Origin of the sequence: Pontibacter actiniarum (genome assembly GCF_003585765.1) — a bacterium.
Classification (GTDB): Bacteria; Bacteroidota; Bacteroidia; order Cytophagales; family Hymenobacteraceae; genus Pontibacter; species Pontibacter actiniarum.
The window spans coordinates 1,597,286-1,610,700 of the sequence record NZ_CP021235.1; the positions used below are offsets into that span (position 1 = coordinate 1,597,286).

A 13,415-nucleotide genomic window follows, 5' to 3' on the forward strand; every position below is an offset into this window, starting at 1 on the left:
CGGAGACAGTGGCTTTTTCGTAGAAAAAAGCAGCCTTTCGTCGAAGCACTGCTGCTGAAATTTTGACCTTTACTGGCACAAGCTTATTTTCAGAGAATGAAGTATACGGCCGCAATATCTGCCGCTAAAAAGTGGACATCTTTTCCTTTTATTTTTGAACTCCTGATATGGCTGCTTTATGTATGCCTCTACAAGTATGGCTATTATCTGAACACAGAAAGTATCGTAGTTTCCAGGGAAGAAAACTTTCCGTTTATCTCCGTGATGGGGTACGCTGTGGCTTCTACACTTTACCTTATCCCGCTTTACAGGTACATCGCCCCTTACCTGCTGGATAAGAGTAGGTACGGTTTGTTGGGAATGATCACAGTTTTATACTTGGCCTACATTTCAAAAGCAAGTTACCTGCTAGTCAGCTATGCCTTTCTGTCGATCAATACAAACCCGGCGCTTACACAGTTTTACCAGCAACATTTTAGGATAGCTTTACAGCAAAGCATGATTCTGCTGAGAGGCTGGGACCTGCAGATTCTGCTCATGGACCTACTGGCGTTCGGCTCTGTTGTGTTTGTGCAGTATGGCTATAAAAACCAACAAGAGCGGCTCCAAAGCGAGCAACGGCAGCGTCAGTTAGAAAAAGACAACTTTGCGCTGCAGCTAAGCATGCTAAAAGCACAACTACAACCGCATTTCCTGTTCAACACCCTGAACAGCCTTTACGGGCTAAGCCTGACTGGTTCACGAGATACGCCACGGTATATCCTGCTGCTTTCCCAGATGATGCAGTATATTTTATATGAATGTGATAAAGAACGTCAGCCCCTAGAGCAGGAGAGAACTTTTCTGGAAAACTATTTTGAGCTGGAACAACTGAAGTTTCCATCGGCTTCCATAGATTTTAAGTATACATCACCTGCTGGTAATATCCTGATTCCTCCCCTTCTGTTCCTGCCCTTGGTAGAGAACAGCTTTAAACACGGCAGCCACCGCGCCACAGACCATGCAGCCATACATGCCAGCCTTACCAGCGAAGAAAATTGCATCCGCTTCCGTATTGAAAATGACATCTTTTCGGCCCCTACTTTAGGTAAGCAACCCGGAGGAATAGGCTTAGTGAACCTGCGCCAACGGCTTGCTCTCTACTACCCTAACAGACACCAGCTCGTTACTATGGAAAAGGCCAATAAGTATGTTGCCGAGCTGACAATTAATTTATAAGCTGTATACCACTTCAAACTGTTATGATCAAATGTTTGCTTGTAGATGATGAACCGTTAGCCCACCAGGTACTGGAGCATTATATTGCTCAAATACCTGCACTTGTAGTGGTAGGAAAATGCCGGCATGCCATAGAGGCACATGAGTTCTTGAGCAGCAATACTGTTGATCTTTTATTCCTGGATGTGGAGATGCCTCTTGTAAATGGTATTCATTTCCTGAAGACAACACCTCAGGCTCCTAAAACCATTCTGACGACAGCTTTTAAGGCCTATGCTTATGAGGGCTATGAACTGGATGTTGTGGACTACCTGCTAAAGCCTTTTTCTTTTGAGCGCTTCTCCAAAGCCATTGAGAAGTATTATCAATCTACTTCCCAAAATCAAGTTGCGCCTACTCAAGAAAAGCACCTGCTGGTAAAAGACCTAAAGGGCTTGACAAAGATTAACTACAACGATGTTCTCTACATTGAAGCCCGCAAAGACTACATGCAGATTGTCACCACAACTAAAACCTATCTGCTGCACGAAACCATGAAAGCACTGGCCGCACAGTTAGCTGATGAAAATTTTGTACGGGTACATCGCTCCTACTTAGTTGCCCTTGAGCAGATAAAATTTCTTCAGAACGATGTGCTTACGCTGTGCAACGGCACAAAAATCCCTATTGGAAGCGCCTACAAGCAAGAGCTGCTTGATAAGTTTAAAAGATGAGGCGGAGAATGTAGGCATCCGTCCACGAAGGAAATAAACTGTCGACGTGCGGCAAAAACTGCCACAACGGTTAGCGGCAGCAAATGGCCGGATAGCCTTTGCCACCGCTCAACCGGCAGCAAAGGCTATCCTAAGGCCAGTTCTGTTATTTACTTAGTGATCGGAGCTGGCGCACCGTAGCACCTGTCTGCCATAACTCCGATTCGCGCAGCTCGGCAAGCTCAGCCTCCAGCTCCTGGCGGTAGCCCTGCGTGGAGCCGCGCTGTATCGTGCGTTCTGCTTCTTTGCCCGAAGCCACGCTGTCGTACAGCTCGTTGAGTACCGGCAAAGTGGCCTCCCTAAACCTGCCTTTCCAGTCCAAAGCACCGCGCTGTGCCGTTACCGAGCAGTTAGCGTACATCCAGTCCATGCCGTTCTCGCCCACCAGCGGCACCAGGCTTTGGGTCAGTTCTTCCACCGTTTCGTTAAACGCCTCCGATGGCGAGTGCCCACGCTGCCGCAGCACCTGATACTGTGCCTCTATGATACCGGCCAGTGCGCCCATCAGCACACCGCGCTCACCTGTGAGGTCGCTGTACACTTCTTTTTTGAAGTCAGTTTCAAACAGGTAGCCGGAGCCGATGCCAATACCCATCGCCACTGCCTTTTCGTACGCCTTGCCGGTGGCATCCTGGTATACAGCAAAAGAAGAGTTCAAGCCGCCGCCACTCAGGAACAGCCTGCGCAGGCTGGTGCCGCTGCCTTTCGGTGCTGCCAGAATCACGTCCACCTCAGCAGGCGGCACAATGCTGGTGTGCTCCTTAAATGTAATGCCAAAGCCGTGCGAGAAGTACAGCGTCTTACCCGGGGTGAGCCTTTCTTTCAGTGTGGGCCACACTGCTATCTGCCCGGCATCCGACAGTAGGTTAGCGATGATCGTTCCGTGTGCGGCCGCCTCCTCTATCGGGAAAAGCGTTTCGCCCTCTATCCAGCCGTCACTCTTAGCTTTCTCCCAGGAGGAGGAGTCTTGGCGCTGGCCCACTATTACGTTAAAGCCATTGTCTCGTAGGTTCAGCGCCTGCCCCGGCCCCTGCACTCCGTAACCGATCACGGCAATGGTTTCGTCTCTCAGCACTTGGCGCGCCTTGTCCAGCGGAAATTCGTCGCGGGTAATAACGGTTTCGTCTACTCCTCCGAAGTTGATAGTTGCCATTCTTTAGTTTGATTTAAGGTTAGATGATTTGGTTTCTTGACTATGGGGTACTTGACAAAGGACAAATTGCCAGCGCTGCCTCATACTTCCCGGCAGTTCCTTCTTTTGTCAAAAAGTCCTTCGTCTAAAACTACATGGTGAAGACTTTTTCGCGGCTACTGAGGTACTCGTTTTCCACCACCTCATCGTGCGGCTCGCTTTGCTCAAACTCCTGCAGCTTTCTGTGGAAGCCCTCGCTGTCTTTGATGATGGCGATGCGGGCGCTGCGCACAAACTCAATCAGGCCGTAGGGCTCCAGCACCCTGAGCAGGTTGTCTGTTTCCTCCCGGTGGCCGGTGGTTTCGAACACGGTGTAGTCCTTCCGGATCACCACCGCGCGGGCCCCATTCTCCCGCAGCAGGCGCTCCACCACGGCACGCTCGGCAATGACGTCGGTAGGCACCTTGTAAAGCGCCATCTCCTGCCAGACCACGTCCTGGTTAGTGTTAAAGTATACTTTCAGCACGCCCACCTGCTTCTCTATCTGCCCGGCAATCTTGCGCACCGTTTCCGCTGTTTCTGTCATCACGATACTGAAGCGGTGGATACCCTCAACTTCGGAGGGAGACGTGTTAAGGCTCTCCACGTTGATCTTTCTCCGGGAGAAAATGATGGCGATACGGGTGAGGAGCCCGATGTGGTTTTCGGTGTACACCGTGATGTTGAACTCCTCTTTTTGGGTATGGTTCTCATTACGCATACGTATGTCTGTTTATGCTGAAGCTAACTCAGCCTGATCTCACTTACACTACAGCCCTGCGGCACCATCGGAAACACGTTGTTCTCTTTGGTCACCATCACCTCCAGCAGGTAGGAGCCCTGGTGTGAGAGCATTTGCTGCAGCGCCCCCCTTAGCTCTTCCCGTTTGCTCACACTTTTGCCGCTGATGCCGTAGCCATCCGCCACCTTTACAAAGTCCGGGCTGGCGATGTCCACAAAGGAGTAGCGGCGCTCGTGGAAGAGCTCCTGCCACTGGCGCACCATCCCTAGGAAGCGGTTGTTGAGGATCAGGAGCTTTACATCCGCCCCAGACTGCATAATAGTACCCAACTCCTGCAGCGTCATCTGAAAACCGCCGTCGCCGATTACGGCCACCACGGTTCGCTCTGGCGCGCCGTACTTAGCACCAATGGCGGCGGGCAGGGCAAAACCCATCGTGCCCAGGCCACCGCTGGTGATGTTGCTGCGGGTATGGTTGAGGCTGGCGTAGCGGCAGGCCACCATTTGGTGCTGCCCCACATCCGACACCACAATGGCATCGCCACCGGTGAGTTCGTTCAGCTGCTGCACCACCTCCCCCATGGTCATCTCTTCGGAGGTCGGGAACAGTTCCTCCTGTATCACCGCCTCGATTTCCTGCTCGTTGTACCTGCGAAACTGCTGTAGCCATGCTGTATGCTGCCTAGGCTCAACCAGCTCCGTCAGAAGCGGCAGGGTTTCTTTGCAGTCGCCCCACACCGGCACTGTTACGGGCACGTTCTTGCCGATCTCAGTGGGGTCTATGTCGAGGTGGATGATGCGGGCCTGCCGGGCGTACTTGTCCAGCCGCCCGGTAACGCGGTCATCAAAGCGCATCCCGATGGCAATAAGCACATCGCATTCGTTGGTGAGCACGTTGGGACCGTAGTTGCCGTGCATGCCCAGCATGCCCACATTCTGCGGGTGTCTGCTGGGGAGTGCCCCTGCACCCATAATGGTCCAGGCGGCCGGGATACCGCTCTTCTCAACAAAAGCCCTGAACTCTTTTTCTGCCGCGCCCAGCATCACCCCCTGCCCCCAAAGTATAAATGGCTTTTGGGCCTGATTGATTAGCTCCGCTGCCTGCAGAATGTACTCCTGTCGCACAACGGGTTTCGGGCGGTAGCTGCGGATATGTTGGCAGGGCTGGTAGCCGCTAAACTCGAACTGCTGCAGCTGCGCATTTTTGGTGATATCGATCAGCACCGGGCCCGGACGCCCGCTTTTGGCAATGTAGAAGGCCTTTGCCAGTACATCGGGTATCTCCTCGGCGTTGGCTACCTGGTAATTCCATTTGGTAACCGGGGTTGTGATGTTCAGAATGTCGATTTCCTGGAAGGCATCGGTTCCCAGCAAATGCGCATACACCTGGCCGGAGATGCAGACAAGCGGAGTGCTGTCGATCTGTGCGTCGGCCAGGCCGGTAACCAGGTTGGTGGCGCCGGGGCCGCTGGTGGCAAACACCACCCCTACCTTGCCGGAGGCGCGGGCGTAGCCCTGTCCGGCGTGGATGCCTCCCTGCTCGTGGCGCACCAGCACATGGTTTAGCCTGTCCGTATAGTCAAATAAGGCATCATACACCGGCATTATAGCCCCGCCCGGGTAGCCGAAAACGGTGTCTACTTTTTCCTCCAGCAGCGCAAGGATAACCGCCTCTGCCCCGGAAATTGATGTTGCCTGCTTAGGCAAGGCTGTGGCTTGCTTCTCTTTCGTTAACATGGGCTTCCTCTAAATCAGTGATACATCCGTTGCTCGCATCGCTTACCGTTTTCAGGTACTTGAGTAGCACCCCCTGCCCCACGACAGTCTCGGGTCTTCGCCAGTTGCTGCGCCGCAGCTGTAGCAGCGCCTCCTCCACGTGCAGGTGCACGGTGTTGGCCTTGGCGTCGAGCGTGATCAGGTCCCCGTTCTCCACCAGGGCGATTGTGCCGCCATCATAAGCTTCCGGGCAAACGTGGCCGATCACAAAGCCGTGGGTGCCGCCGGAGAAGCGGCCGTCGGTGATCAGGGCCACCTTATCACCAAGCCCGGCACCCATGATGGCAGAGGTAGGCTTCAGCATCTCGGGCATGCCCGGGCCACCTTTGGGACCTACATAGCGGATAACGACGACCTGGCCGGCCTGTATCTTGCCCTGTGTAATACCCTCGTTAAGTTCATCTTCTGAGTTGAACACTATAGCTGGCCCCTCAAACCGGTGGCCCTCCTTGCCTGAGATTTTGGCCACTGCCCCTTTGGGAGCCAGGTTGCCGTATAGCGTCTGGATGTGTCCATCCACTTTGATCGGGTTCGAGAGCGGGCGCAGCAAGTCTTGCTCCGCCCCGAGCGGTTTTACATGTGCCAGGTTTTCGGCCAGTGTTTCGCCTGTCACCGTCAGCAGGTCTCCTGTCAGCAAGCCTTCGTTCAGCAGGGTGCGCATCACAGCGGGCACGCCACCCAAAGCCGACAGATCCTCCATCAGGTACTTGCCGCTCGGCTTCAGGTCGGCCAGTACCGGCACCCGGTCACTCACAGCCTGAAAATCCTGCAGCGTGAGCTTTATGCCCGCCGCGTGTGCGATGGCAATCAGGTGCAGCACCGCATTGGTGGAGCCGCCGAGTACGGTAATCAGAACAAGTGCATTCTCAAAGGCTTCGCGCACCAGGATGTCCCGCGGCTTGATGTCGCGCTCCAGCAGGCGCAGCAGGTATTGGCCTGTTTGCAGGCACTCGGCCTGTTTTTCCGCACTGGCCGCCGGAGAGGAAGAAGAGAACGGTACGGACATACCCAATGCTTCGGCAGCCGAGGCCATGGTGTTGGCTGTGTACATACCGCCACAGGCACCCGGCCCGGGGCAGGCGTTCCGGATAATGCCTTTGTAATCTTCTTCTGAGATAGCCCCATTCAACTTCTTGCCATAGGCTTCGAAGCAGGAAACGATGTTAAGCTTTTGCCCTTTGAAGTCGCCGCCCTTTATCGTGCCGCCGTACACCATCAGCGCCGGGCGGTTCAGGCGTGCCATGGCCATCAGAGAACCGGGCATATTTTTATCGCAACCCACCACGCAGGCGAGGGCGTCATAGTTATGTGCACCGGTGATGGTTTCGATGGAATCTGCGATTACCTCGCGGGACACGAGGGAGTAGCGCATGCCAGGCGTGCCGTTGGTGATGCCGTCGCTCACCCCGATGGTATTGAAGCGCAGGCCTACCATTCCGAACTGGCTCACCCCCTTCTTTACCTCATCGGCCAGCCCGTTGAGGTGCATGTTGCACGTGTTTCCGTCGAAGCCGGTGGAGCAGATGCCTACAAAAGGTTTCCGCAGGTCTTCTTCCGACAACCCGGAGCCAATGAGCATGGCCTGTGAGGCCGGCAGGCTCTCGTCCTGCGTATAGATGCGGCTGTACTTGTTTAAAGCCATGGTATAACGGTGGTTATAGGTAAAATAAAAGCCCTCTCCAAAGTCTGACACGGCCGTATCGCGGGCTTTATGCAATGGGCGCGCAAGTGAATTGCAGTGTCAGGAGAAGGCCAATATCAGGGATAAGCCTACACCACCAAAACCATAGTTGCTCCCCACTAATATTTCTATCAGCAGGAAGCAATTCAATAACTACTTAGATGTCAATTATTTACACTTTGTCGTGTTACAAAATCTAAAGCGACCCTTGGTTGAAGGCGGACGGGAGGATTTTTACAGGGCAGGTGTTAACTTGCCCGTAACCAACTCCGTGTAGCGGCCGGCCAGGAAAGCCCCCAGGCTTTGCTCGTAAGGCTTCGGAAATACATATTCATCGACAGACTGTACCCCTATCACTTCTGCAGCGGTACCGGTCATGAAGGCGGCATCGGCCTCACGCAGCGTATCGGGGGTAAAGAACCGCTCGTGTACCGTAATACCCGCTTCGCGCGCCAGCGTTAGGATGGTGTTGCGGGTAATGCCACGCAGGATGCTGCCGGGAGGGGCGGTGAACAGCTCCCCGTCTTTCTCATAGAAGAAGTTAGCCCCGGGGCCCTCCGCCACAAAGCCGTTCATGTCCAGCAGCAGGGCCTCGTCATAGCCTTTGGCCTTGGCATCAGAGCTGGCGATAATGGAGTTAACGTAGTGGCCAGCTACTTTCGCCTCAATGGGAACTGCCTTCGGATTTGGCCGCTCATACGGCGATACCATCAAGCGCAGGGTTTTATCGCCCAGGTACTTGCCCCACTCCCACGCCGCCAGCAGCAGGCTGCTTTCCCGCGCTTCTGTCAGGCTCATGTTTGGCGCGGCGGCATACACCAGCGGTCGGATGTAAGCATCCTGCAGGTTGTTCTCCTCCAGCAGTTGATAGGTTAACTCAGTCAGCGCTTCGACGGAGTAGGCAAGGGGTAAGCCGACTGCCTTGCAGGAGTAGTGCAGCCGCTCATAATGCTCTTTCGCCTTGAATACATGGGTGCCTGCCGGCGTGGCGTACGACCGGATACCTTCAAAAACGGAGTAGCCGTAGTGAAGTGTCTGGGCATAAGCAGAACAAGTTGCCGCGGTGGCTTTCACGAATTGGCCGTCCAGGAAGACGATGGTTTCACTGTTAAAGTACATGATACATGAAGGTTAAGGTTAGATATAGCTACCATAAAAAAAGCCTTTCCTGCCGGAGGGCAAGAAAGGCCTGCTGTTAGGTACTACACAGCCTCTCCTGTCAACGCGGCGGTTGAGGATAGATTAAAAACATGCTAAAATTCACTGTGCGTAGTGAAGCCATACTTGTTTTTGATTCCAGTGGGCAGGTATAAAAAAACCACCTCCTTGAAAGAGACGGCTGTTGTTGATTAGGGTCTGGAGGCGTTCTGTAGCGGCAAGCTGGCACCATTCTCTTAAGCCGAGAACAAGGCTCTGCTGTGCTTGCTGTAACATAGTAAAAGCAAATATACTTTCAAAAGCATAACATCAAAGCAGAATCCCAAAAAAGTGTCGTATAGCTCTAAGAGCCACTGCCTCCGGTGGTGCTTTCGCCGGGGTGTGTACAAAACCAAACACTGCTACCGGCGTTTGAAAGTATAAAGGCTAAGAAGGAAAAAGAATGGACCTACAGAATAAAAAAGTTTTAATCACGGGCGGAAGCGCCGGAATAGGGAAAGCAATTATCAAGGAACTTGCGCAGCGCGGTGTAAAGCAGATAGCGGTGGTGGGCAGGCGGCAGGAGGCCCTGGATGCACTTAAAGAAGAATTCACGGCCGTCGATTTCCTCACCACCCGCAGTAATGTGGCTAAGCCGGAGGACCTGGACAATGCGGTTGCTGCCGTAGCGGCTGCATGGGGCGAGTTAGACATGCTCATCAACAACGCAGGTGTCGTGAGTGCCGGTCTGCTCTCCGAACTGAGCGACGAAGACATTATCAACCAGATCAACATTAACGTTACCGGACTGATCCTGTTAACCAAGAAGGCCCTCCCGCTTCTAACCAAAAGCAAGGAGGCCGCAATCATGAACATGTCTTCCGGCTACGGATACATTGCCATGCCTTTCTACAGCGTGTACGCAGCGACCAAAGCGGCCGTCGGCCAGTTCTCTGATGCGATGCGAAGAGAGCTGCACCAGTACCCGATCCATGTGATGACAGTTTATCCCTCGGCCACAGACACGGATATGATGAAGACTGCCGTGGTAAGCGAGATGGACACGGCTGAGGATGTTGCCAAAGCTGCCGTAGCAGGCCTGCTGCAGGGAGAAATTAACGTAATACTAGGTGGCAAACAGCGGGAAGAGCAAATAAAGGTAAACTTCCTGGAGCCGAAAAAGATAGACGCGTTCGCAGCCGCCAACTACGAGCAACTCAGGGAAAGAACGAAGCAGCACCGCTCCATGTAGCGGTGCACCTGCGCCTATCTCCTGTAGCCCCTAACGCAGGAGCAGCGCCTACTAAGACTGTAGCGCTCTCATTACATCCGGGCTGAGGGGAGAAACAGCCGGCCCAAAATAGTGGGTCAAGGCTCCCTTTTCATCCACCAGATACTTGCTGAAATTCCAGTCGGGCTGATGGGTGTTCCAGCCGTTTTGCTCGGCCTGGGTTAGCCACTGGTACACCGGGTTCTGCTCCTGGCCTTTCACGACGCTGCTTTTTTTGACAAGGGGGAACGTAACCCCAAAGTTAACCTGGCAGAACTGGGCAATATCCGTATCGTTGCTTTTTTCCTGCTCCCGGAAATCGTTGGCCGGAAATCCTACCACAACCACCTTATCCTGCAGCTCTTCGTGCAACTGCTGCAACTCCTCGTACTGGCCGGTATAGCCGCAGTTCGACGCGGTATTCACCAATAGTACCTTCTTGTCTTTGAGCTGGCTAAAATCCAGCAGTTCACCATTATTTTGCAACACTTTGAGTTGGTAGAAAGGCACCTTTGGTGCCGCTCCCTGCTTGTTGCTTAGCACTTTCCCTTTCGCATCAGAGGATTTGCTTAAGCGCATGATAAGCGGGTAAAGCTTTTTAAGGATTAGTTGTTTGATCGTCATCGTATCTAAGTGTTGAAGAAAGTACAGCGCTCGCGATGGGAACGCCCAACGGACGTAGCGCTGTACTTCTCAGTAAATATAAGATTCTTTCTCCGCAGCAAAGACAGTTTTACAGCCTTAGCGGCGCTGCATGATCTCCGAAAATATCCTGTAAGAGTTCACCCTGTCCTGCTGATCGTAGATATGAGACACCACCATCACCTCGTTTACCCCGGTCTCCTGTATAAAGGCCTCGGTCTTTTCCTTTACCGTTTCTTTGCTGCCGATAAAAGCGTACTTCAGCATTCGCTCAAAAGCCGGGTTTTGCAGCAACTCTCGCAAGTCAGGCGTCATGTCTGTAGGCGCCTGCAGGTAGTCAAGGTTGCCGGTCAGTACGCCAAACATCATGCGAATCAGGGAGGTCGATATTCTTTCTGCCTCCTGGTCTGTTTCAGCTGCAATCACGTTGATACAGGCAATGGTGTAAGGCTCCTGCAGGTACTCTGAAGGCTTGAAGTTGTTGTAGTAAATCGACAGCGCCTCGAATAACTGCCCGGGGGCAAAATGGCTGGCAAAGGCATAAGGCAGCCCCTTCTCTGCCGCCAGGTATGCGCTGTCGGTGCTGGAGCCCAGGATGTAGATCGGCACGCCGACCCCTTCTGCCACCGTTGCCCGTACCTGTGCGGCACGGTTATCAGGCGAAAAGTACTGCTGGATCTGGCTTACCTCCTCCGGGAATTTGTACACCGACTGCATTCTGTCGGAGCGGATGGCATGCGCCGTTACCTGATCGGTTCCGGGTGCTCTGCCCAGGCCCAGGTCAATGCGGTCGGGAAACAGGGCGCCCAAGGTGCCAAACTGCTCCGCCACAATCAAGGGGGAATGGTTGGGCAGCATAATACCGCCAGAGCCAACCTTTATTTTTTTGGTACCTGCAGCAATGTAGCTGATCAGCACCGAAGTGGCCGAACTGGCAATACTGACCATGTTGTGATGCTCAGCTAGCCAAAAGCGTGTATAGCCCATTTCTTCGGCTTTGCGGGCTAACTCTAAACTGTTCTTTAGCGCATCGCCCGGGGTAGAGCCTGCTGCCACTGTGGCCAGTTCTAAAACGGAATAAGGTATATTTTTTTCTGTTGTTGCCATCGTATTTTTCCTTCTGTTGCTATGTTAATATGCCCCTGCAGGTTACCTACAGCCTTTCTGCCAACAGCAATCCGCTGTGAGAAAAACTTTTCCTGTGGGGCAGTCGTGCAGTGCTACTTTTTTAAGCCTGATCAGTCTCTGCCAATAGAAACAGCTCATCCAGCGTGTAGACATGCACGCCGGGCGTAGCGGCTACAGCTGCCTGCACCATGGCCTGCGCCACTTCCCTGCCCGAGATTGGGCGGTACTTCTGCAGCAGGCCAAGCCTGTTCAGAAAACTCAAGACTTTGTAGCTAACCTCCTCCCCGGTGCGCTCCTCGGGCCGGTCGCCGTGCAAGAGGCTGGGCTGGATGATGTGCATACTTGGGAACCCGAGCTTTTTCACATCCTGCTCCAGTGTTCCTTTCATTCTTGATTAAAACAAAACCGAATGGGGGCTGGCGCCCGGTGCAGAGACAAGCACATAGACAGGCACGCCATTTTGTGCAGCTGCCTGGGCAAAACGGAACTGGTACAGGTAATCCACCTTGTACTGCTGGTTCTGCCCGCCCGCCTGCTTCAGGGTAGTTCCCAGGGTGGAGAAAAGCACATCGCCCTTCACCAGGTGCCGCCAGTTTTCCGGCGCATCGAAATCTATGAGGTGCTCCTCCAGCTTCGCGTTGTCTATACCCAAAGAGTGTCTTCCAAAAACAATGATTTTGTTAAACCTCTGATCTGCGAGCAGCAAATGCACAAGCTGTTTGCCAACCAGGCCTGTTGCTCCAATGATGATTGCTGTTTTCATAGTTAAATAAGTATAAGCGGTTTCTGTTAAGGTAACGTAACGGGTACAAGCATGGGTTATCTAAATCAGGCCCTGCTAAAAACATAACAGCGGAAGGCTTTCCCCCTCCCGCTGCTAGATATAGTAATGCTCCAGGTACTAAGCTCCTACAGTAGCATTTGTCGTCACGACGAGTTCTACGTTTACGTTGCCTCTGATGGCATTGGAATAAGGGCATACCTCATGTGCCGCCTCTACCAGTTGCTGCGCCACTCCCGGCACGTTTACCTCCAGGGTAACAGCCAGGCCGTAACCGCCGTTGTCTAACTTGCCCATACTTACATGCGCAGTGGTTGTAGTGGTACCGGCCTTTACTTTCTGAGTGCGGATGATCATGAGCAGGGCATTGTCAAAGCAGGCGGCATAACCACCCGCAAAAAGAATTTCAGGGTTCAGGAAATCTCCCTTTGCGCCGCCCAGCGACTCCGGCGTGCGCACTTCAATATCCAGCACTCCTGTTTCAGATTTCACGTGTCCGTTTCTGCCTCCTGTGGCAGTTGCTTTGGTACTATATAAGGCTTCCATATTTTATACTTTGAGTATGTAGTTTATTTGGGTATTTGGTTCATCATCTTGTTTAGTGTAGAGAAGAGCTGCTTCACCTCGTCGGCCTCCAGCGAAACACCTTCCACTAACTGCTCCGGAATGCAGGCGGCTTTTTGCTTTGCCTCTCTTCCTTCTGCTGTCAGGCTGACATTCACTTTCCGCTCGTCCTCCGTACTTCTGTTTCTGCTGAGCAGCCCTTTTTGCTCCAGCCGCTTCAGCAGAGGCGTTAAGGTGCCACTATCGAGCATTAGCTGCTCCCCTACTGCCTTCACCGACATCACTTCGTGCTCCCACAGCACCAGCATGACCAGGTATTGCGGATAAGTAAGGTCCAGCTCATCGAGCAAGGGTTTGTACAAAGAGGTGATGTGCCGGGACAAGGCATAAAACTTAAAGCACAGCTGGTTTTTTAATAGCAGGTTTTCCATTCGCTCACAAATATATGAAGCACAATTATATTGTGCACAATATAATATACATAAAAATTGACGCGATGGTTTCAAAGCACCTGCAAATAAGTCACTCCCTGCCCCCATTTACCGAAAACTTAT

The 13,415-nt window shown here is 53.0% G+C and carries 14 protein-coding genes; 3 read left to right on the forward strand and 11 right to left on the reverse strand.

The genetic code is table 11. The features are described from left to right. Positions 1-96 precede the first annotated feature (96 nt). On the forward strand, positions 97-1,218 hold the full coding sequence (locus CA264_RS06940; RefSeq protein WP_025605784.1) for a sensor histidine kinase: 1,122 nt from the start codon (positions 97-99) through the stop codon (positions 1,216-1,218). Positions 1,219-1,241: 23 nt separating this feature from the next. Further along, positions 1,242-1,931, forward strand: a complete 690-nt coding sequence (locus CA264_RS06945; RefSeq protein ID WP_025605786.1) for a LytR/AlgR family response regulator transcription factor — start codon at positions 1,242-1,244, stop codon at positions 1,929-1,931. 145 nt (positions 1,932-2,076) lie between these two features. Here the strand turns inward: CA264_RS06945 and ilvC are convergent, their stop codons facing one another. The 5 genes from ilvC to CA264_RS06970 form a co-directional block, all read right to left on the reverse strand. Beyond that, complete coding sequence (ilvC, locus tag CA264_RS06950) at positions 2,077-3,123, reverse strand: ketol-acid reductoisomerase (RefSeq protein ID WP_025605787.1); 1,047 nt, start codon at positions 3,121-3,123, stop codon at positions 2,077-2,079. A gap of 130 nt (positions 3,124-3,253) precedes the next feature. Next, positions 3,254-3,862 (reverse strand): acetolactate synthase small subunit, encoded by a 609-nt coding sequence (gene ilvN / locus CA264_RS06955; RefSeq protein ID WP_025605788.1) that lies wholly within the window; start codon positions 3,860-3,862, stop codon positions 3,254-3,256. A gap of 23 nt (positions 3,863-3,885) precedes the next feature. Next, the gene (gene ilvB / locus CA264_RS06960; RefSeq protein WP_025605789.1) at positions 3,886-5,619 is read right to left on the reverse strand and encodes a biosynthetic-type acetolactate synthase large subunit; all 1,734 of its coding nucleotides are present in this window, start codon (positions 5,617-5,619) and stop codon (positions 3,886-3,888) included. Continuing rightward, entirely contained in the window at positions 5,582-7,300 is a 1,719-nt protein-coding gene (ilvD, locus tag CA264_RS06965; RefSeq protein ID WP_025605790.1) for a dihydroxy-acid dehydratase, read from the reverse strand. Before ilvD ends, ilvB begins: the two co-directional genes overlap by 38 nt. Positions 7,301-7,573: 273 nt before the next feature. After that, positions 7,574-8,458, reverse strand: a complete 885-nt coding sequence (locus CA264_RS06970) for a branched-chain amino acid transaminase (protein WP_025605792.1) — start codon at positions 8,456-8,458, stop codon at positions 7,574-7,576. Positions 8,459-8,939: 481 nt separating this feature from the next. Here CA264_RS06970 and CA264_RS06975 point away from each other — a divergent pair, with 481 nt between their 5' ends. Next, a complete protein-coding gene (locus CA264_RS06975; RefSeq protein WP_025605794.1) occupies positions 8,940-9,728 on the forward strand; it encodes an SDR family NAD(P)-dependent oxidoreductase in 789 nt (262 codons plus the stop codon). 51 nt (positions 9,729-9,779) lie between these two features. On the opposite strand, the gene CA264_RS06980 is transcribed toward CA264_RS06975, so the two are convergent. The 6 genes from CA264_RS06980 to CA264_RS07000 form a co-directional block, all read right to left on the reverse strand. Beyond that, a complete protein-coding gene (locus tag CA264_RS06980; RefSeq protein WP_025605796.1) occupies positions 9,780-10,370 on the reverse strand; it encodes a glutathione peroxidase in 591 nt (196 codons plus the stop codon). Positions 10,371-10,487: 117 nt separating this feature from the next. After that, a complete protein-coding gene (locus CA264_RS06985) occupies positions 10,488-11,495 on the reverse strand; it encodes an LLM class flavin-dependent oxidoreductase (RefSeq protein WP_025605798.1) in 1,008 nt (335 codons plus the stop codon). A 121-nt stretch (positions 11,496-11,616) separates the two neighbouring features. Continuing rightward, the gene (locus CA264_RS22175) at positions 11,617-11,904 is read right to left on the reverse strand and encodes a Rossmann-fold NAD(P)-binding domain-containing protein (protein ID WP_237151189.1); all 288 of its coding nucleotides are present in this window, start codon (positions 11,902-11,904) and stop codon (positions 11,617-11,619) included. Positions 11,905-11,910: 6 nt separating this feature from the next. Continuing rightward, a complete protein-coding gene (locus tag CA264_RS22180; RefSeq protein WP_237151190.1) occupies positions 11,911-12,279 on the reverse strand; it encodes an NAD(P)H-binding protein in 369 nt (122 codons plus the stop codon). Positions 12,280-12,417: 138 nt separating this feature from the next. Beyond that, positions 12,418-12,843 carry an organic hydroperoxide resistance protein gene (locus CA264_RS06995; protein ID WP_025605800.1) on the reverse strand — a complete coding sequence of 142 codons (426 nt, stop codon included), beginning with the start codon at positions 12,841-12,843 and terminating at the stop codon, positions 12,418-12,420. A 23-nt stretch (positions 12,844-12,866) separates the two neighbouring features. Further along, positions 12,867-13,292: a MarR family winged helix-turn-helix transcriptional regulator gene (locus CA264_RS07000; protein WP_025605802.1), complete on the reverse strand. Its 426-nt coding sequence runs from the start codon at positions 13,290-13,292 to the stop codon at positions 12,867-12,869. Between the last annotated feature and the right edge of the window lie 123 nt (positions 13,293-13,415).

Bases quoted from the DNA above. Each gene is read 5' to 3' on its own strand.
- CA264_RS22175 (WP_237151189.1), bottom strand. From the start codon at position 11,904: ATGAAAGGAACACTGGAGCAGGATGTGAAAAAGCTCGGGTTCCCAAGT.
- CA264_RS06980 (WP_025605796.1), bottom strand. From the start codon at position 10,370: ATGACGATCAAACAACTAATCCTTAAAAAGCTTTACCCGCTTATCATG.
- ilvN (WP_025605788.1), bottom strand. From the start codon at position 3,862: ATGCGTAATGAGAACCATACCCAAAAAGAGGAGTTCAACATCACGGTG.
- ilvB (WP_025605789.1), bottom strand. From the start codon at position 5,619: ATGTTAACGAAAGAGAAGCAAGCCACAGCCTTGCCTAAGCAGGCAACA.
- CA264_RS06985 (WP_025605798.1), bottom strand. From the start codon at position 11,495: ATGGCAACAACAGAAAAAAATATACCTTATTCCGTTTTAGAACTGGCC.
- ilvC (WP_025605787.1), bottom strand. From the start codon at position 3,123: ATGGCAACTATCAACTTCGGAGGAGTAGACGAAACCGTTATTACCCGC.
- CA264_RS07000 (WP_025605802.1), bottom strand. From the start codon at position 13,292: ATGGAAAACCTGCTATTAAAAAACCAGCTGTGCTTTAAGTTTTATGCC.
- ilvD (WP_025605790.1), bottom strand. From the start codon at position 7,300: ATGGCTTTAAACAAGTACAGCCGCATCTATACGCAGGACGAGAGCCTG.
- CA264_RS06970 (WP_025605792.1), bottom strand. From the start codon at position 8,458: ATGTACTTTAACAGTGAAACCATCGTCTTCCTGGACGGCCAATTCGTG.
- CA264_RS22180 (WP_237151190.1), bottom strand. From the start codon at position 12,279: ATGAAAACAGCAATCATCATTGGAGCAACAGGCCTGGTTGGCAAACAG.
- CA264_RS06975 (WP_025605794.1), top strand. From the start codon at position 8,940: ATGGACCTACAGAATAAAAAAGTTTTAATCACGGGCGGAAGCGCCGGA.
- CA264_RS06995 (WP_025605800.1), bottom strand. From the start codon at position 12,843: ATGGAAGCCTTATATAGTACCAAAGCAACTGCCACAGGAGGCAGAAAC.
- CA264_RS06945 (WP_025605786.1), top strand. From the start codon at position 1,242: ATGATCAAATGTTTGCTTGTAGATGATGAACCGTTAGCCCACCAGGTA.
- CA264_RS06940 (WP_025605784.1), top strand. From the start codon at position 97: ATGAAGTATACGGCCGCAATATCTGCCGCTAAAAAGTGGACATCTTTT.